The organism is Arthrobacter ramosus (assembly GCF_039535095.1).
GTDB lineage: Bacteria > Actinomycetota > Actinomycetes > Actinomycetales > Micrococcaceae > Arthrobacter > Arthrobacter ramosus.
In genome coordinates this window covers 821,648-840,071 of sequence record NZ_BAAAWN010000001.1, presented here as the reverse complement: position 1 = coordinate 840,071, position 18,424 = coordinate 821,648, and the positions used below count along the sequence as shown (strand labels likewise).

Below are 18,424 nucleotides of genomic sequence, written 5' to 3'. Positions count from 1 at the left end.
GCCGGCTTTGTTCCCAGCCGGCCCCGTTCGTGTATTAAGTTTCCGAATCTACTTCTGCGCCCACAGGTTGATGTCGGATTCGACGGCGAACTCGTCGATCGCCGTCAGTTCCTCTGACGTGAAGTCGAGGTTGTTGATCGCGGACACGGTGTCCTCGAGCTGGGCCACGCTCGACGCCCCGACAAGCGCGGAGGTCACTGGCGAACCCTTGGGCTGCTCGCGCAGGATCCAGGCGATGGCCATCTGGGCGAGGGTCTGGCCGCGTCCTTCGGCAATGGCGTTCAAACCACGCACCCGGCTCAGCTTTTCCTCGGTCAGCGCTGATTCGGACAGGAACCGTTCCTTGGCGGCGCGTGAATCCGCGGGGATTCCGTTCAGGTACCGGTTGGTGAGCATCCCCTGTGCCAGCGGGGAGAAGGCGATGGATCCTGCGCCAACCTGGTCAAGTGTTTCGTAGAGGTTGGGCGAACCGTTCTCGGTCCAGCGGTTCAGCATGGAATAGCTGGGCTGGTGGATGAGCAGCGGCGTGCCCATCTCCTTGAGAATCCGGGCGGCCTCGAGGGTCTGCTCCGGGGTGTAGGAAGAGATTCCGGCATAGAGCGCCTTGCCGGAACGGACTGCGTGGTCCAGGGCGCCCATGGTTTCTTCCAGCGGGGTTTCGGGATCGGGACGGTGGCTGTAGAAGATGTCCACGTAGTCCAGTCCCATGCGCTGAAGCGACTGGTCAAGGCTGGAGAGCAGGTACTTGCGGGAGCCCCATTCTCCGTAGGGGCCGGGCCACATGTAGTAACCGGCCTTGGTCGAAATGACGAGTTCGTCGCGGTACGGCGTGAAGTCGTCCTTCAGGTGGCGGCCGAAGTTCGCTTCAGCCGATCCGTCCGGCGGACCATAGTTGTTGGCGAGGTCGAAGTGGTTGACTCCCAGATCGAACGCCCGCCGCAGGATGGCGCGCTGCTCTTCGAAACGCTTGTCGTCGCCGAAATTGTGCCATAGTCCCAACGAGATCGCGGGAAGTTTGAGGCCGCTGCGTCCGACGCGACGGTAGGGCATGGTTTCATAGCGGTTTTCCGCAGCCGAATAAGTCATACCTACCATCCTGCCACCGCCTTCGAGCCTCGAAGCGCGATGTCCGTCATGTGGGCGCTGTCACTTAAGGCGCACGATCACTTAAGGCGCACGACGGCGGCGCTCTCCCCCGGGAGTGTCAGCTTTCCGTTCCCGACGGCGGCCGCGGAGTCCGTGGCGAGCAAGACTTCGCCATCCATCGCCTTCGTCAGCGTCCGGTCCCCGAAGTTGCAGGCAACCCTCACGGCGCCCCGGCTAAGAACCAGCCATTTGTCCTCTTCGCTGAAGTCGACGTGCGTGTCAGTGAATCCGCCGCCCGCGAGCTCCGGCGTCGAGCGCCTGAGGTTCGCCAACGCCCGGTAAAGGTCCAGCAATCGGGCGTGATCGCCGTCGTGCGCTTCCTCCCACTTGAGCTTGGAGCGTTCAAACGTCTCCGGGTCTTGGGGGTTGGGCACCAATGCGGGGTCCCAGCCCATCCGTTCGAATTCCTTGAGCCGGCCGTCCGCTGTGGCCTTAGCGAGCCATTCCTCGGGATGCGATGTGAAAAACTGCCAAGGCGTCGACGCGCCGAATTCTTCGCCCATGAAGAGCATCGGGGTGAACGGCGACGTCATGGTGAGTACGGCGGCAAGGGCCAGCCCGCCGTAAGACAGGCTCGAACTCAGTCGGTCGCCGGCGGCGCGGTTGCCGATTTGATCGTGGTTTTGGTTGCAGACCACCAACGCGGCAGGATGAACCAGCCCCGGGCGGATGGGGCGGCCATGATGCCTGCCGCGAAAGCTTGAGTAGCTCCCGTCGTGGAAGAAACCGTGTTCAAGCACCTTTGCCAGTGCGCCCAAGGAATCGAAATCCGCATAGTAGCCTGCTGTTTCCCCGGTGAGGTTCACGTGCACGGCGTGGTGGAAGTCGTCGCTCCACTGCCCTTCCAGGCCGTAGCCATTGGTGTCCCGGCGGTAGATCAGGCGCGGATTGTTCAGGTCCGATTCCGCAATCAAGGTCTTGGGGACGCCTGTTTCGGCTTCGATGCCATCCGCGAGGCTGGCCAGGTCTTCCAGGATATGGACGGCGCGCTCATCGCGGAGGGCGTGCACGGCGTCGAGGCGCAGCCCGTCCACGTGGAAGTCGCCCAACCACATAGCGGCGTTGTCCAGGATGTACTGACGGACGTCATCGGAGCCGGGACCGTCCAGATTCACTGAGTCGCCCCACGTGTTGCCTTCGCCAGACTTCACGTAGGGGCCGAATTTCGACAGGTAGTTCCCGCTAGGCCCCAGATGGTTGTAGACCACATCCTGGATCACACCCAGTCCGGCAGCATGCGCTGCATCCACGAATCGCTGATACGCCTCGGGTCCCCCATAGGCCTCGTGGACGGCGAACCACAGCACGCCGTCGTACCCCCAGTTGTGGGGGCCGTTGAAGGCATTGACCGGCAGAAGCTCCACGAAGTCGATTCCCAGTTCAACGAGGTAGTCCAGTTTTTCCACGGCCGCGTCCAGCGTGCCTTCCGGAGTGAAGGTACCGAGGTGAAGCTCGTAGATGACCGCGCCGCCGAGCCCGCGCCCCGCCCAATCCGCGTCGTTCCACGCATAGGACGAGGCGTCGAAGGTGCGGGAAAGAGCATGGACCCCGTCCGGCTGCCGCTGCGACCTCGGATCGGGAAAGGGCCCCTCCCCGTTCACCAGATAACCGTAGTCAGTCCCGGGCCGCCGGGGTACGTCCGCCGTCCACCAGCCCGCCGCGCCGCCGTCGAGCGACCGCATTTCATGGTGCTGACCCTCCGCGAGCAGAGTGACGGATTCTGCAAACGGGGCCCACACATCGAATCGTTTCCCCGTGCTGGTCTTCTCAGCCATCGCTCCCCCTCAATCGTCTTGTCCGGGCTTCGTTTGCCCGCCGTTGTTGGTGCTCTGGCTAGCTAATGGGTACGAGCAAGGCCACAGGGTATCTCTGCAAAAGCCTTGCGACGTCAACCTCGCCTGGAGGGTAACTGTTGCCTGTGAGCTCATCCTGGACCGCCCTCCCAAGACGAACGAAGGAATCTTGCCACCCGCCGTTTCGCTCAAGCTTCCGCGGGAGCCTCGTGGCCAAAGTGATGGCACCGCCACCGGCGGCAAGGGCGCCGCGGTCGAAGGCGATCAGATGTTCGGCCGCCGGACCCTCGGCATTGATGGGACTGTAGCCACCGAAAAGCTCCGGCCGGTCCCGGCGCAAGCGCAAAGCCCGGGAAGTCAGCAGCAGCTTGGCCAACTCGTCCCGCGCTTCAGTCTGGACACCGGCGTCGAGGGCTGCGAGAGCGGCCCTCCGCCGTTCGAAGTCGACCGCGCGCCGGTTGTCGGGATCAGTGAGTGAACGGTCCCAAAACTCGGTGCCCTGGTAGACGTCCGGTACGCCCGGCATGGTCAGCTGGACAATCTTCGCCGACAGTGAGTTGGACGTCCCGTACGGGTCCACAAGGGCAACGAACTCTTCCAGGGCGGCCGTCACCTCCGGCACGTCGAAGACGGCGTCGACGGCGGAGGCGAGTTTCGCTTCGAAGGCCTCGTTCGGCTGGGTCCAGCTGGTGGAGTTGCCGGCTTCTCGTGCCGCCTTGACGACGTAACCCTGGAGTCGTTCCCGGCTGGCCGGCCAGGCACCCGCGATGGCCTGCCATACGAGGACAGCGAGTGGCCCGTCGGGAATCGGAGCCAGTTCCTGCATACGATCCACGAAAGCTTCCCATTCGGGGACTGCCTCGGAGATAACGGAGATCCTGGCCCGGGTGTCTTCACTGCGCTTGGTGTCGTGCGTGGTCAGAGTGGTCATGGACAGCGGCAGCAGTGCCTGGCGACGTACCATGCGCTCGTGGAATCCAGCCGTGGACAAGGCAAATTCCGTGGGATCTGCTCCTACTTCAGTCAGCGTGCCAAGGCGCGTGTAGCGGAAAAACGCTGTGTCTTCCACGCCCTTGGCCATAACCATGCCGGAGGTCTGCTGGAAGCGGCGGCCCAGTTCACCGCCGGCGTCGAGCAGCAGCGGAAGCAGCGCTTTGAGGACTGAGGCCAGTTCCGGCCTGCTCCGGGCCGCCCGTTCGACGGCCGCTACCAAGGCGTCTTTGCCATACGGGAGGTAGCTCCGGTAGACGTGAAACGAAGCGATGGTTTCAGCCAGAGCGTCGGCCACTTCTTGATTGGCTACCCCTGAACTCGGCAGTTCCGGAGACTCCGGGACGAGCCGCGCGAGCCGCAGGATTTCCGAATGCAGGATGCCGTCCGTAACACGCCGCTTGGTGCCGTGGATCATGGCTTGGTAATCGGCGGGCGAGCCGGTGCCCCGGAGCTTCGCATCCAAGGCGTCAAGCTGCACCTCGGCGTCGGGATCCACGAAAAGGCGGTCGACGTCGGCGAGGGCGTCGTAGCCTGTGGTCCCCTCACAGTCGAAGTTCTCCGGAAGCTCCTCCCCGGGCTCGAGGATCTTCTCGACGAGCAGATAGGAGCCGGCCGTGGTTTCCTTCAGGCGCTCCAGGTAGCCGGCCGGATCCGCGAGCCCGTCCGGGTGATCGATCCTCAGCCCGTCCACAAGCCCGTCACGGAACCATCGGGCGACCTCCGCGTGCGCTTCCTGGAAAACCCAAGGGATTTCGACTCGGATCCCGGCCAGCGTGCTGACCGCGAAGAACCGGCGGTAATTCAGTTCGTCGTCAGCCCGGCGCCAGCCGACCAGCTCGTAGTGCTGGCGCGCATGGACGTCCCCGGCATTGTCGCCCGCGGCGTAGCTTCCTTCGACCAGAGGGAATCGGTGGTCGAAGTAGCGCAATTCGCCGTCGACCACTTCCAGCTTGTCGACGTCGGCATCACTGCCGAGGACCGGGAGCCGGAGCTTTCCGCCGCCGAAGTCCCAGTCGACGTCGAACGCTTCCGCATAGCGGGAGGCCTTGCCCTCTTTGAGGAGGGACCACCACCAGGCATTTTGCGGGGGCGACGCAACGCCCATGTGATTCGGGACAATGTCCACCAGGACCCCGAGGCCGGCCTCCCGTGCTGCCTTGGAGAGCGCGGCGAGCCCTTCGGCGCCTCCCCGCGAAGCATCAACGGTGGAGGGGTCGGTGACGTCGTAACCGTGGTCCGAGCCCTCCTCCGCCGTCAGGATAGGCGACAGGTACACCCAATCCACCCCGAGCTCGCGCAGATAACCCGTGAGGGAAGCCGCGTCCTGGAGCGTGAACGAAGGCCTGATTTGGAGCCGGTAGGTTGAGGCGGGCGTCCTCATGATCCCCCGTTCTTGTGGGCGCGTGACTTTCTGGGCTTCTTCGGCGCAGGGGCGGGTTTGGTTTCGGGGGCAGCCTTCGTCTCCGGGGAATGGTGCTTTTTCAGTTCAGGGGCTGCCTCCGGTACAGCCCGGAGCGTCCGGGTGGAGGGTGCCGGTGTGGCGGGCGCAGTCAAGGAAGCCGTCTCGGTTGTGGTTGTCTGCGACAACGCGGCGAGGGACGCTGCTACGGAATGGTCCGGGTCGGTGTCCGGGACGCTGTGTGCCCTCAACACCACGAGTGATTTGGCCCCGACACCCAGGACTGCTTCAGCCTGCACGGGTTCGGTGTCAGCTCCGCCGCCGGCGGTGTCGATGATGATGTCCCAGGCAGGTGCGTATTCGTCCGAGGGCACCTTGAAACCGACTTCGTCGTCGTGGGCGTTGAAGTAGAGCAGGAAGTTGACGTCCGTGATGCGCCGGCCTTGGTTGTCCCGGCCGCGGATCCCGTCACCGTTGAGGAACACGCCTACCGAGCGGCCGAAACCGCTGTCCCAGTCCGACGGCGTCATGGTGGTTCCGTCGACGTCAAGCCATACGATGTCCGGAAGCCTCTCGCCTTCGCCTCGCAGTACCGGGCGTCCGTCGAAGAAGCGGCTGCGCCGGAAGGTGGGATGCTTGGCGCGCAAGGCACTGACCGCGGCCGTGAACTCGACCAGCGGCTGGTCCACGCTGTCCCAGTTGATCCACGTCAGCTCGGAGTCCTGGCAATAACCGTTGTTGTTGCCCCGCTGCGTCCGCCCGAGCTCGTCACCGTGCAGCAGCATCGGGACACCCTGGGACAAGAGCATGGAGGCGATGAAGTTCCGCTGCTGTCGGGCACGAAGACCCAGCACCTTCGGATCCTCCGTGGGCCCCTCGACACCGCAGTTCCAGGAACGGTTGTGGGATTCGCCGTCGTTGTTGCCCTCGCCGTTCGCCTCATTGTGCTTCTCGTTGTAGGACACCAGATCGGCCAGGGTGAAGCCGTCGTGGGCCGTGACGAAGTTGATGGACGCCACCGGGCGGCGCCCGGAATGCTCGTAAAGGTCCGCCGATCCGGTCAACCGGGAGGCGAACTCGCCCAGGGTGGAGGGCTCGCCGCGCCAGAAATCGCGGACCGTGTCCCGGTACTGGCCGTTCCATTCCGTCCACTGCGGCGGGAAGTTGCCCACCTGGTAGCCGCCCGGGCCGACGTCCCACGGCTCGGCGATCAGCTTGACCTGGGAGACCACCGGATCCTGCTGGATGAGTTCGAAGAAGGTGGACAGCTTGTCCACGTCATAGAACTCGCGGGCCAGGGTGGACGCGAGGTCGAAGCGGAAACCGTCCACGTGCATTTCGGTGACCCAGTAGCGCAGCGAATCCATCAGCAGCTGCAACGAGTGCGGGCTGCGCACGTTCAGCGAGTTGCCGGTACCCGTGTAGTCCATGTAGTGCTTCTCGTCACCATCCATCAGACGGTAATAAGCGGCGTTGTCAATGCCCTTGAAAGACAGCGTCGGGCCAAGGTGGTTGCCTTCGGCCGTGTGGTTGTACACGACGTCGAGAATGACCTCGATGCCTGCCGTGTGCAACGCCCTGACCATGGCCTTGAAGTCCTGGACCTGCTGGCCGGTATCGCCCTTGGAGCTGTAGCTGTTGTGCGGGGCAAAGAACCCGATCGTGTTGTAGCCCCAGTAGTTGTTCAGCCCCTTGTCCTGCAGGATGCCGTCGTTCGTGAACTGGTGCACCGGCATGAGCTCGATGGCCGTGATGCCGAGCTTCTGTAAGTGGGAAATCACGGCCGGGTGGGCCACGCCGGCATACGTGCCGCGCTGTTCCTCAGGAACCTCAGGGTGGAGCTGGGTCAGGCCCTTGACGTGCGCCTCGTAGATCACGGACCGGTGGTACGGGATGCGCAGCTGCTGGTCACCGGCCCAGTCGAAGAACGGGTTGATGACCACGCCCATCATCATGTGGGGCGCGGAGTCCTTGTCATTGCGGGAGTCCGGATCTCCCATGTTGTACGAGAAGAGCGCCGGGTCCCAGTCGATCTGCCGGTGGATGGCCTTCGCGTAAGGGTCAAGGAGGAGCTTGTTGGGATTGAAGCGGTTGCCGGAGGCGGGCTCGTAGGGGCCGTGCACGCGGTAGCCATACTTCTGTCCGGGCTGGACGTGCGGCAGGTAGCAATGCCACACGTAACCGTCCACCTCGTTGAGGGTGTAGGAAATTTCGTCCCCGTCGTCGTCAAAGAGACACAATTCCACCTTTTCGGCCTTCTCGCTGAACAGCGCGAAGTTGGTTCCCGTGCCATCGAAAGTGGCCCCCAACGGGTATGCGGTTCCTGGCCAAACGTCCATGTGTTCTCCTTCACTTGCCGGATAACTTTCTGCCAGCCTAGCGAGACTATGTGACTTTCAAGGAACATCAGGGATCATCCGGCGCGATGTTCCCCGAGAAATCGGAAGACGTCGGGGACCGCCCGGGCGATACCGGAAGCGGTCAATGGCCCGCCCGCGGAGGCTGCGCTGCCTGCCATTCCGTGGATGCTTGCGCCGACGGCGGCCACCGCAGCCCAGCGCTCATCGGGGGCGATTCCCAGCGCGGCGAAGGGCCCGTCGTCGTCCAGCCCGGATTCCGCGTACGCTGCAGCCAGCGCGCCGACTATCCCGCCAAGAACGTCCCCGCTGCCTGCCGTTGACATCCACGGGCATCCGTCCGACTGGCTGAAGACCGCCCCGGAAGGCGAAGCAAGCACCGTTGTGGCACCTTTGAGCAGGACGACCGCACCGGTGTGTTCGGCCGCGAGGCGGGCGAAGTGCACGGTCCGCGATTCCACGTCCTCGCGCGTGACACGCACTTCGCCTCGGCCAAGAAGGGCCGCGAGCTCCCCGGCGTGCGGGGTGAGAATCCAGTTCGGCGGGCAGCGTTCCGGCAGGAGCTCCAGGGCGCCGGCGTCGACGACGGCGGGCTGGCCGGCGCCGGCCGCGGCGGCCAATACGTCACGGGCACGATCGAGTTGCTCGGCTCCGTCCAGGCCAGGACCGAGCAGCCACGCCTGGACCCGGCCGGGCTCGGCCGGCTCCCAGATGGCTTCGGGGGTTCGTACCAGGACCTGCCGCGCGACGACTTCCGGGCCGAGGTACCGCACCATACCCGTGCCCGCCGCGGAGGCGGCCTCGACACAGAGCGCCGCGGCCCCGGTGTAGCGCTCGGAACCTGCCACGACGCCGAGGACTCCCCTGGTGTACTTTTGGGCCCGGCGCCCCGGGTCGGGGACCACGGCAGCCAGGTCAACGGCAGAGAAGCGGCGCATGGCAGGCGCCGGAAGATATTCCTCGATGCCGATAGGTACGAGGATCACGCGGCCGGCACAGCCCTCACCCGGATCGGCCATCAGCCCGGCTTTGACTCCCCCGAATGCCACGGTCAGCCGCGCCGTCAATACGGGCCAGTGGACCTCGCCTGTGTCGGCGTCCACTCCGCTGGGAGTATCGCAGGCCACCACCAAATCGGGCCTCAGCTCCTCCAAGGCGGCAATCAATTCCGCGGCCGAACCGCCGAGACCGCCCCGGGCACCCGTGCCCAGGATGGCGTCAATGACCACATCGTCGCCGGCAATCAGCACGGCTAGTTCTTCGGCATTGTCCTCGTCCAAAACATGGACGCGTCCGCCGGCGGCGCGGAATGCCGCAAGGGCGTCAGGATGGGCGGAACCGGCGGTGAGTACCGCCGTCGTGCGCGTGCCACGCCTCGCGAGCATTGCCGCAGCGTAGAGACCGTCCCCTCCGTTGTTGCCTTTGCCGGCCAGCACAGTAACGCTCGAGCCGTAAAGGCGGCGGCCTTCCGAGCGGAGTTCACGCACGACGGCGTTTGCCAGTCCGTATGCTGCGCGCTGCATGAGAACAGCGCCTTCGCCGGCATCAAGGAGCGGTTGTTCCGCTGCCCTGATCTGTGTTCCGGTGAAGGCGCTGATCATGGTTGCGTGTGCTGCTAGGCTTCTGCGATGACCATGGCAGTGGCGATTCCGCCATCGTGGCTCATGGACACGTGCCAGCGCTTCACGCCTATGGACTCGGCAACTGCCAGTACAGTGCCCTTCACCTTGATGGTGGGGCCGTTCTGGTCCAGGCCGATCCAGCAGTCCTGCCAGTTCATGCCCGCCGGAGCTCCCAAGACCTTGGCCACAGCTTCCTTGGCCGCGAAACGCGCGGCCAAGGACCGCGTGTTGAGTTCGCGTTCCGCGGGAACGAACAAACGGTCACGGAGCCCCGGGGTCCGCTCAAGTTGGCGCCCGAAGCGCTCTATGTCTACGACGTCTACGCCTATGCCAACAATCATGCGGCTATTCTACGGTGACACTCTTGGCGAGGTTGCGCGGCTGGTCCACGTCGTAGCCCTTGGCCTTGGCCAGCTCTGCGGCAAAAATCTGCAGCGGAACCGTAGTGAGAAGCGGCATCAGGAGCGTGGGCGTCTGAGGGACGTAGAAAACGTGCTCGGCGTAAGCCCGCACGGCTTCGTCACCTTCCTCGGCGATCACCAGGGTGCGCGCACCGCGGGCGCGGATTTCCTGGATGTTGCTGACGACCTTCGCGTGGAGGGAATCGCGGCCCCGCGGCGACGGAACCACCACAAAGACGGGCTGCCCTTCCTCGATCAAGGCAATCGGACCGTGCTTGAGCTCACCGGCCGCGAACCCTTCAGCGTGGATGTACGCGATTTCCTTGAGCTTCAACGCGCCCTCGAGTGCCACCGGGTAGCCCACGTGGCGGCCCAGGAAGAGCACCGACTTCTCGTCCTTCATGCTGCGGGCGAGCTCGCGGAGGGGACCCGCGTTGTCGAGGATCTTCTGGATGTGGGCGGGTATCTTGCCAAGGTCCGCCAGGACGTCCTTGATCTGGCCGGAGAAGATGTTTCCGCGCAGCTGGGCGAGGTAGAGACCAAGGAGATAAGCGGCTGTGATCTGGGCCAGGAACGCCTTGGTGGAGGCGACGGCGATCTCCGGACCGGCGTGGGTGTAAAGAACAGCGTCGGATTCGCGCGGGATGGTCGATCCGTTGGTGTTGCAGATGGAGATCGTCTTGGCGCCCTGTTCACGGGCGTAACGGACGGCCATCAGGGTGTCCATGGTCTCGCCGGACTGGCTGATGGACACCACCAGGGTGTTGGCGTCAACGATCGGGTCGCGGTAGCGGAATTCATGCGCGAGCTCCACCTCGGTGGGGATGCGGCACCAGTTCTCGATGGCGTACTTGGCGACCATCCCGGCGTATGCGGCCGTGCCACAAGCCAGGACGATGATCTTGTTGACCTGCTTCAGCAGCTCGGGGTCGATCCGGAGCTCGCTCAAGGTCAGCTTGCCGTTGATGTCCGAACGGCCAAGGAGGGTCTGGGTGACTGCGTCGGGCTGGTCGTGGATTTCCTTCTCCATGAAGGAGCTGAAGCCGCCCTTTTCCGCAGAAGCCGGGTCCCAGTCAACGTGGTATTCCTTGCCCTGGGCGGGGGCGCCGAAGAAGTCTGTAATCTCCACGGTGTCGGCGGTGATGGTGACGATCTGGTCCTGGCCCAGCTCGACGGCGCGGCGCGTGTGATCGATGAAACCGGAAACGTCGGAGCCAAGGAAGTTCTCGCCTTCCCCCAGTCCTACAACAAGGGGGGAGTTGCGACGGGCGGCCACGACGACGTCCGGCCGCTCGGCGTGCACGGCGAGGAGCGTGAACGCGCCTTCGAGCCGCTGGCAAGCAAGCTGCATCGCCTTGGTGAGCTTGCCGTTGGACGAGTCACCGTTGAGCTGGTTGCGGAAAATATCGCCGAGAAGTGCTGCTGCAACCTCGGTGTCCGTCTCCGACTCGAAAGTGACACCCTTGGCGATGAGCTCCTGCTTGAGCTCGGCGAAGTTTTCGATGATTCCGTTGTGGATCATGGCCAGGCGTCCGCCATCGGCCAGATGCGGATGGGCGTTCTGGTCAGTGGGTCCACCGTGGGTAGCCCAGCGGGTGTGGCCGATGCCGGTCAGCGAGTCCGGGAGCGGATTGTCCTCGAGCTCGTTCAGCAGGTTGCTGAGCTTTCCCGACTTCTTCCGGCTGGCGATGGTTCCATGAGCCACCACTGCAACACCGGCTGAATCGTAACCCCGGTATTCCAGACGCCGCAGCCCTTCAAGAACGACGTCAAGAGCCGAGTGCCCGGCATCTGCCCGGCGGGATGAATTGCCAACGTAACCTACGATTCCACACATGCCTACAAGAGTAGCGGGTGCCCCGCAAAATGGACGTAGGATATCCGGCCCCGCAACCAAGCCAATCCCCAGAAAATTGCCGGATCGCGCGCCTTTTCCGCAGAGCATGCTCACACAAAATCTTCCAGCCGTTCATGCGGTATTTCCGGATCAGCCAACAGAGGGGCAGAATCTCTATAGTGACTTTGCAACGCAATGAAGCGAACGGCGACAGCTCCTCTCCGTTCGTGGAGCTGGACAGGCAGACGTGGTCCCGGCTGGGTGCACAGATGGAGCAGCCGCTTAACGAAGAGGACATCATCCGGCTTCGCGGCCTCGGTGATCCCCTGGACATGAAGGAAATCCGCGAGGTCTACCTTCCGCTCTCCCGCCTGTTGCACCTCTATGTCCAGGCATCACAACAGCTTCATGCAGCCACAACCACCTTCCTTGGCGAGCAGACACAGCGCACGCCCTTCGTGATCGGCGTCGCAGGTTCGGTGGCGGTCGGCAAGTCCACTATTGCCCGCGTGCTGCGCGAGATGCTCCGCCGTTGGCCTGGCACTCCGAACGTCGAACTCATCACCACCGACGGGTTCCTGTACCCGCTCGCTGAGTTGAAGCGCCGGCATTTGCTTGAACGCAAGGGCTTTCCGGAATCCTACGACCGCCGGGCCTTGCTTCGATTCGTGAGTGCGATCAAGGGTGGCGCCGAAGAGGTCCGCGCTCCTTGGTATTCGCACGTCACGTACGACATCGTCCCGGACAAGGAAGTGGTGGTCCGACGGCCTGACGTCCTCATCGTGGAGGGGCTCAACGTGTTGGCACCCGCCCGTCCCCGGCAGGACGGCCGGCAAGGCCTGGCCCTCAGCGACTTCTTTGATTTCTCCATTTACGTTGACGCCAAGACGTCGTATATCGAAGACTGGTACGTGGACCGTTTCCGCAAGCTTCGAACCACGGCGTTCGCCCAGCCCGAGTCCTACTTCCACCGCTACGCGACGCTCTCCGACGCCGAGGCGGAAGCCACTGCACGCGGCATTTGGAAGCGCATCAACGAGCCCAACCTTGAGGAAAACGTGCTGCCTACCCGCGGCCGGGCGCAACTTGTCCTCACCAAGGATGCCGACCATTCCATCCGCCGCATGCTGCTCCGAAAGGTCTAGCACGGATGTGCTACAACTGCGGCCCCAGCCGAAGGTCCTTCACGACGCTACTTGCGGCAGGGGTGGGAATGGCAGCCTTGGCGGCATGCAGCCCGGATACCCGGGTCGCCTCGCCCACATCCGCACCGTCAGCCTCAAGTCCCCAAACCGCAACGCCGGCAGAAGCGACCACGACGGCGGTTCCCACCGCAACGGCGAGCGCATCGCCGTCGTCGAGCGCACCGCCGTCGAAGGCTCCGCCGTCGGGGGTTCTGTCCCAGCAGTTTTCCCTGAGCGACCCGGCGAGCCAGTGGGTCATCGTCAACAAGCACCGGCCGCTGACTCCCTTGCAGTTTGTCCCTGCCGACTTGGCACAGCCCCGCGTGCAACTCGCAGTCAGCGGAGAGGCGTCCCTGCTCAACAGCACCACCGCCGGAGCAGCTGAAAAGCTCTTTGCGGCAGCCGCCTCGGCCGGCGTGACCATGACCTTGGCGTCCGGCTACCGTTCTTTTCAGACCCAAACCGCCACGTACAACGGCTACGTGAGCACGCGCGGCCAGGCCTCGGCGGACACGGCCTCCGCCCGTCCCGGCTTCTCGGAACACCAGACCGGCTGGGCGTTCGACATCGGCGACGGTGGCGGGGCGTGCAGTTTCGAGCCGTGCTTCGCTGATCAGCCGGCCGCCGTTTGGGCAAAGGCAAATGCGTACAAGTACGGTTTTGTTGTCAGGTACCCGTGGATGCTCAATGAAATCACCGGCTATTACTACGAGCCGTGGCATTTGCGATTCATCGGGGTTGAGGCTGCAACGGATATGGCCAACCGAGGCATCGGCACCCTCGAGGAGTACTTTGGACTCGAAGCGGCGCCGGGCTACCCCTAGAGGTCGACTACTATCAACAGACACTTGAACAACTGTGGCCCGCCTCCTCATGGAGACGGGCCACAGTTGTTTGGTCTTTGCTGCGTTCGGGCCTAGAGGGCCAGTTCGCGTGGAATAGCGAGGCGGTCTTCGACGACGCCGGCCAGTTCAGTGCATATGCGGGTGGCAGTTTCCATGTCCGCGGCCTCCACCATCACGCGCACCAGCGCTTCGGTGCCCGATGGCCGCAGGAGCACGCGGCCGGTGTCGCCAAGTTCGACTTCGGCGGCAGCCACCGCAGCGGCGACGCCCTCGTCCGTGGCGGCACGTGACTTGTCCACGCCCTTCACGTTGATCATGAGCTGCGGCAGCTTGGTCATGGCACGGGCTAGGTCTTGGAGGGTCCGGCCGGTTCCGGCCACCTGGGCGGCAATCTGCAGACCGGTCAGGACACCGTCGCCAGTGGTGGCGTAATCGGAGAAGATCACGTGGCCCGACTGTTCTCCCCCAAGGCTGAAGCCGCCGTCGCGCATTGCCTCCAGGACGTATCGGTCCCCCACCGCGGTCTCGCGGAGGGTGATTCCGGCGTCGCGCAAAGCGATTTTGAGTCCGAGGTTGCTCATCACGGTGGCTACCAGGACGTCATCCTTCAGCTTTCCGGACTTCTTCAGCGCGAGGGCCAGGATCGCCATGATCTGGTCGCCGTCAACCTCGTTGCCTTCGTGGTCCACGGCCAGGCAGCGGTCGGCGTCGCCGTCGTGGGCTATGCCGAAGTCCGCACCGTGCTTGACGACAGCTTCCTTGAGCGGGCCAAGGTGCGTGGAACCTACTCCGTCGTTGATATTGAGGCCGTCGGGTTCCGCACCGATCACCACAACTTCGGCGCCGGCGCTGGCGAAGACCTGCGGGGAACAGCCGCTGGCCGCACCGTGGGCACAATCCAGCACAACTTTGAGACCTTCGAGGCGGTGCGGCAGGGTGCCGAGCAGGTGGACGATGTAACGGTCCTCGGCGTCCGAGAAGCGCTGGATGCGGCCGACGTCGCCGGCCACAGGGCGTGAAGGTTCCTTGCCGAGTTGGGCCTCGATCGCGTCCTCAACCTCGTCGGGGAGCTTCTGCCCGCCGCGGGCAAAGAACTTGATGCCGTTGTCCGGCGCAGGGTTGTGCGAGGCCGAGATCATGACCCCGAAATCTGCATCGAGATCGGCGATGAGGTAGGCCGCTGCGGGCGTGGGCAGCACACCGGCGTCGTACACGTCGATGCCGGAGCTCGAAAGTCCGGCTTCCACGGCTGCAGCGATAAACTCCCCGCTGGCGCGCGGATCCCGGGCGACCACGGCGCGGGGCCGCGTTCCGTTGGCCGCACGCTCGTGGCCGAGGACCACTGCGGCAGCTTGGGCCAACTGAAGAGCAAGCTCCGCGGTAAGCAATCCATTGGCGAGACCACGCACGCCATCTGTTCCAAATAATCTAGCCATCGCGTCCCAGTCTAGACGACGGTTGTGGGGGTCGAGGGAACGAGCGCCGGAGGGCCCGTTCGTACCCCTTCAGCGGCGCGAGCGCAAGAGTGGAACTACTTGACTTGCGTTTTCCGCTCCACTCTAGTAATGCCCCTTAACAAGTATCTACGATTACCGCATGATACCTAGCTCTGGGGGCTTGGCGCTCGAAATAATTGTCCCCGTTTTCAACGAGTCCGCCATACTCGAAAGAAGCATTTACCGGCTTGCCGACTATCTTTCTCGGGAATTGTTGTACAGCTGGAAAATCACGATTGCCGATAACGCGAGCACGGACGCGACCGGCGCCATTTCGCGAAAACTCGCTGATGAGGTCCCAAATGTCAGTTATCGGCGCCTCGAGACTAAAGGGCGGGGATTCGCGCTCCGCGACGCTTGGACATCATCAGAAGCCAAAGTTCTGGCATATGTCGACGTAGACCTCTCGACCGATTTGGCGGCTTTACCGCCACTGATCGCTCCCCTGCTTTCCGGACACTCGGATGTCAGCATCGGCACCCGGCTTGGCCGCACTTCCAGGGTGGTCAGGGGTCCCAAACGGGAATTCATCTCCCGGAGCTACAACCTGATTCTTAAACGGACCATGCAGGTTCGGTTTTCCGATGCCCAGTGTGGCTTTAAAGCTGTCAGGGCAGAAGTCGCGCATCGGCTGCTTCCTTATGTGGAGGACAACTGCTGGTTCTTCGACACCGAGCTGTTGATCTTGGCGGAGCGGGCAGGACTTCGAATCCACGAGATTCCGGTCGACTGGATCGACGATCCTGACAGCACGGTTGATATCCGCCAAACGGCCGTCGACGATATCAGGGGCCTCGTGCGCGTCGCCGGTTCCATGATGAAGGGAAATATCCCTTTGCAAGCGATATACGCGGAGCTGGGGCGCGGACCTATCGCCGCGCCAACGCGTCCAAGTTTCTTCGGCCAAGTGATACGTTTCGGAATCGTCGGCGCGTTCTCCACTCTCGCTTTTGCCTTGCTATATCTGCTGTTCCAGGGCCCGTTTGGCCCACAGCAGGGAAACTTCCTGGCCCTGTTGCTCACGGCCATCGCGAACACGGCCGCCAACCGCCGCTTCACCTTCAGGATCCACGGTCCCGAGCGGCAGTTCACACAACAGTTTCAAGGCCTTGTGGTTTTCTTGGTCGCTTGGGGGATCACTTCTTCTTCCCTTCTGCTATTACATGCCATTCACCCTGACGCATCGCCCAGTACTGAGCTGTTTGTCCTGACCTGTGCAAACATCTTCGCCACTCTAGTCCGCTTCGTTCTGCTCCGGATCTGGGTCTTCCGGGTTCGTCGCTCGGAGGAACGGCGCAGCGGAATCGTCATTAAACAGCCGAGAGCATCCGCCCTTTGATCCTGTTGTCCCACCCTTGAACAACATCTGGGGAATATTTCAAGGAGGAATCTCTTGACGGTGTCCGAAACTAACGCCTCCCGTACTAGGCGTCAGGCGGCTGGCTTCGCAGTGCGGAGCCCTGCCCCAGTTGCGCGCTGGGAGAAGGTCACCATCGCTGTCCTCTTGCTCTCCACGGCATTTCTTTACCTGTGGAAACTGGATCAAAATGGTTGGGCCAACGCGTTCTACTCAGCTGCAATCCAGTCGGGTGAACATAACTTCACGGCATTCTTCTTTGGTTCCTCGGACTGGGGCAACTCCATCACCGTGGATAAACCCCCGCTCAGCCTGTGGGTCATGGGGCTTTCGGTCCGCATACTCGGCCTCAATTCCTGGGGCCTCCTAGTTCCCCAGGTCATCGTCACGTTGACCAGCACTTTGTTGATCTTCGTCCTAATCCGCAGATACTTCCCGGCCGCCGCGGCCCTTATCGCCGCAGCGGTGTTCGCATACACCCCAATCACGGTTCTGCTAGCTCGCTACAACAACCCGGATCCGCTCATGGTCCTGTTGATGATTGCGGCGCTCTACACCGGGATCCGAGCTGCTGAGACCGGCAGGTTAAAGCCGATGCTCCTCGCGGGCGCATTTTTGGCTCTTGGATTCCTGACGAAACAGCTGCAGGCATTTCTGGTTCTCCCGGCAATCGCGATCGTATTTCTTCTCTTCGCCCAGCTGTCGTGGCGAAAGAAGTTCCTAGGGCTTGCACTGGCCGGATGCTTGATGGCCGTCTGTTCCTTGGCTTGGCCGCTCGCTGTGGACCTCACACCTGCCCAATCCCGCCCTTTTGTCGGAGGCTCAACGGGCAACAGCATGATTGAGCTGACGCTCGGGTACAACGGGATCGACCGCGTAGTCCAGCATGCAGATGACCCGTCCCTGTCCCTCATACCCCAAGAGTTCAGGAGTATGGGCTCAGATGCAGGATTCTTCAGGCTGATCAATCTGAACTACGGACAGGAAATCGGCTGGCTGCTCATGCCTGGTTTGCTCAGTTGTGTGGTCATCACTTGGGCGATTGCGACACGCCGATTCGAAAGGAATGAGGCGATCCTATCGTCGGCAGCAGTCCTCTGGTTCGTAACAACGTACCTCGTGCTGAGTTTCATGAGCCAAGGCTTTCATTCCTACTATTCGTCGTCCCTTGCGCCTCCGCTTGCTCTTTGCGTCGGTATTGGTGCCCGTTTGCTCTTGTCAGGCGCCAAGACAGTGCTAGGGCGAATATGGACTACGGCTGCTTTGGTTGCAAGCTTCATCTTCGCCAACGCAATATGGCGGATTAGCGATGTGTTTCCCGAATGGCTCGGAACCGCCATACTGTCTGCCGGCTTGCTCTTGGCGGCAGCCTCAGCTGTCCGCCCACCTTGGCCTTGGCTTGAGCGTTCAACAGTTGCCGTGACAATCGGAGCGCTGCTGGTCGGACCGGTATTTTGCTCACTCCTGACTGTGGGTTCTCCTCAATCCGGGTCCAATCCCCTCTCGGGTGGAATTTCCCGGAACCCGAACACACTTAGCCGTTTCCTTGACGGAGTCAAGAAACAGGAACCAGCCTGGGCCCACGGAATTGCGATTGGCAATAATCCCGGCCAAGCCATCTTGGAGAAGCTGCAAAACGCCCCACCGAGATGTACGTGGGCCGCCGCCACCTACCCTGCCCAAACGGCCGCACGTTTTCAGCTGGCTTCCAATCGTCCGATCATGCCGTTGGGTGGTTTCGCTGCTGTGGATCCCAGCCCTACCCTGAAACAGTTCCAGAACTGGGTAGCCGCGGGACAAATCTGCTACCTAGTCGAGCAGACTGAACAACTGAAGGTCCCGGGAAACAGTCAGGAACTCACGGCGATTCAGAATTGGGTAGCGGCCACATTCCACTCGGATGCCGCCGACGGCACCACCGTGTACGACCTAGGAAAAACATTGGAAAGTGGCCATTAAACGCGGCAAGGCCCGCCCCGCCAAGCGGCGGAGCG

At 62.9% G+C, this 18,424-nt stretch carries 13 protein-coding genes; 4 read left to right on the top strand and 9 right to left on the bottom strand.

The window, feature by feature from the left end:
* Positions 1 to 48 precede the first annotated feature (48 nt).
* The 7 genes from mgrA to glmS all read right to left on the bottom strand — a co-directional run bounded on the left by mgrA (position 49) and on the right by glmS (position 11,548).
* Positions 49 to 1,086, bottom strand: coding sequence for an L-glyceraldehyde 3-phosphate reductase (gene mgrA, locus ABD742_RS04040; RefSeq protein WP_234749124.1), 1,038 nt, complete (start codon positions 1,084 to 1,086; stop codon positions 49 to 51).
* 77 nt (positions 1,087 to 1,163) lie between these two features.
* The gene (gene treZ, locus ABD742_RS04035; RefSeq protein ID WP_234749122.1) at positions 1,164 to 2,921 is read right to left on the bottom strand and encodes a malto-oligosyltrehalose trehalohydrolase; all 1,758 of its coding nucleotides are present in this window, start codon (positions 2,919 to 2,921) and stop codon (positions 1,164 to 1,166) included.
* A 58-nt stretch (positions 2,922 to 2,979) separates the two neighbouring features.
* Complete coding sequence (gene treY, locus ABD742_RS04030) at positions 2,980 to 5,313, bottom strand: malto-oligosyltrehalose synthase (RefSeq protein WP_234749120.1); 2,334 nt, start codon at positions 5,311 to 5,313, stop codon at positions 2,980 to 2,982.
* Positions 5,310 to 7,670 carry a glycogen debranching protein GlgX gene (gene glgX, locus ABD742_RS04025; RefSeq protein ID WP_344787238.1) on the bottom strand — a complete coding sequence of 787 codons (2,361 nt, stop codon included), beginning with the start codon at positions 7,668 to 7,670 and terminating at the stop codon, positions 5,310 to 5,312. Before glgX ends, treY begins: the two co-directional genes overlap by 4 nt.
* Before the next feature lie 74 nt (positions 7,671 to 7,744).
* Complete coding sequence (locus ABD742_RS04020) at positions 7,745 to 9,289, bottom strand: NAD(P)H-hydrate epimerase (protein WP_234749118.1); 1,545 nt, start codon at positions 9,287 to 9,289, stop codon at positions 7,745 to 7,747.
* A 14-nt stretch (positions 9,290 to 9,303) separates the two neighbouring features.
* Positions 9,304 to 9,651, bottom strand: a complete 348-nt coding sequence (locus ABD742_RS04015; protein WP_234749116.1) for a holo-ACP synthase — start codon at positions 9,649 to 9,651, stop codon at positions 9,304 to 9,306.
* Between the two features lie 4 nt (positions 9,652 to 9,655).
* The gene (glmS, locus tag ABD742_RS04010; RefSeq protein WP_234749114.1) at positions 9,656 to 11,548 is read right to left on the bottom strand and encodes a glutamine--fructose-6-phosphate transaminase (isomerizing); all 1,893 of its coding nucleotides are present in this window, start codon (positions 11,546 to 11,548) and stop codon (positions 9,656 to 9,658) included.
* 134 nt (positions 11,549 to 11,682) lie between these two features.
* Between glmS and coaA the strand changes: the two genes are divergently transcribed.
* Complete coding sequence (coaA, locus tag ABD742_RS04005; protein ID WP_234749112.1) at positions 11,683 to 12,693, top strand: type I pantothenate kinase; 1,011 nt, start codon at positions 11,683 to 11,685, stop codon at positions 12,691 to 12,693.
* Between the two features lie 10 nt (positions 12,694 to 12,703).
* Here the strand turns inward: coaA and ABD742_RS24275 are convergent, their stop codons facing one another.
* Positions 12,704 to 12,991, bottom strand: coding sequence for a hypothetical protein (locus tag ABD742_RS24275; protein ID WP_425547581.1), 288 nt, complete (start codon positions 12,989 to 12,991; stop codon positions 12,704 to 12,706).
* 64 nt (positions 12,992 to 13,055) lie between these two features.
* Here ABD742_RS24275 and ABD742_RS24270 point away from each other — a divergent pair, with 64 nt between their 5' ends.
* A complete protein-coding gene (locus ABD742_RS24270; protein ID WP_425547580.1) occupies positions 13,056 to 13,556 on the top strand; it encodes a M15 family metallopeptidase in 501 nt (166 codons plus the stop codon).
* Positions 13,557 to 13,648: 92 nt separating this feature from the next.
* On the opposite strand, the gene glmM is transcribed toward ABD742_RS24270, so the two are convergent.
* Complete coding sequence (gene glmM, locus ABD742_RS03995) at positions 13,649 to 15,013, bottom strand: phosphoglucosamine mutase (RefSeq protein ID WP_234749108.1); 1,365 nt, start codon at positions 15,011 to 15,013, stop codon at positions 13,649 to 13,651.
* Between the two features lie 160 nt (positions 15,014 to 15,173).
* On the opposite strand from glmM, the gene ABD742_RS03990 reads away from it, so the two are divergent.
* Entirely contained in the window at positions 15,174 to 16,412 is a 1,239-nt protein-coding gene (locus tag ABD742_RS03990) for a bifunctional glycosyltransferase family 2/GtrA family protein (RefSeq protein WP_234749106.1), read from the top strand.
* 60 nt (positions 16,413 to 16,472) lie between these two features.
* On the top strand, positions 16,473 to 18,389 hold the full coding sequence (locus ABD742_RS03985) for an ArnT family glycosyltransferase (RefSeq protein WP_234749104.1): 1,917 nt from the start codon (positions 16,473 to 16,475) through the stop codon (positions 18,387 to 18,389).
* Positions 18,390 to 18,424 lie beyond the last annotated feature (35 nt).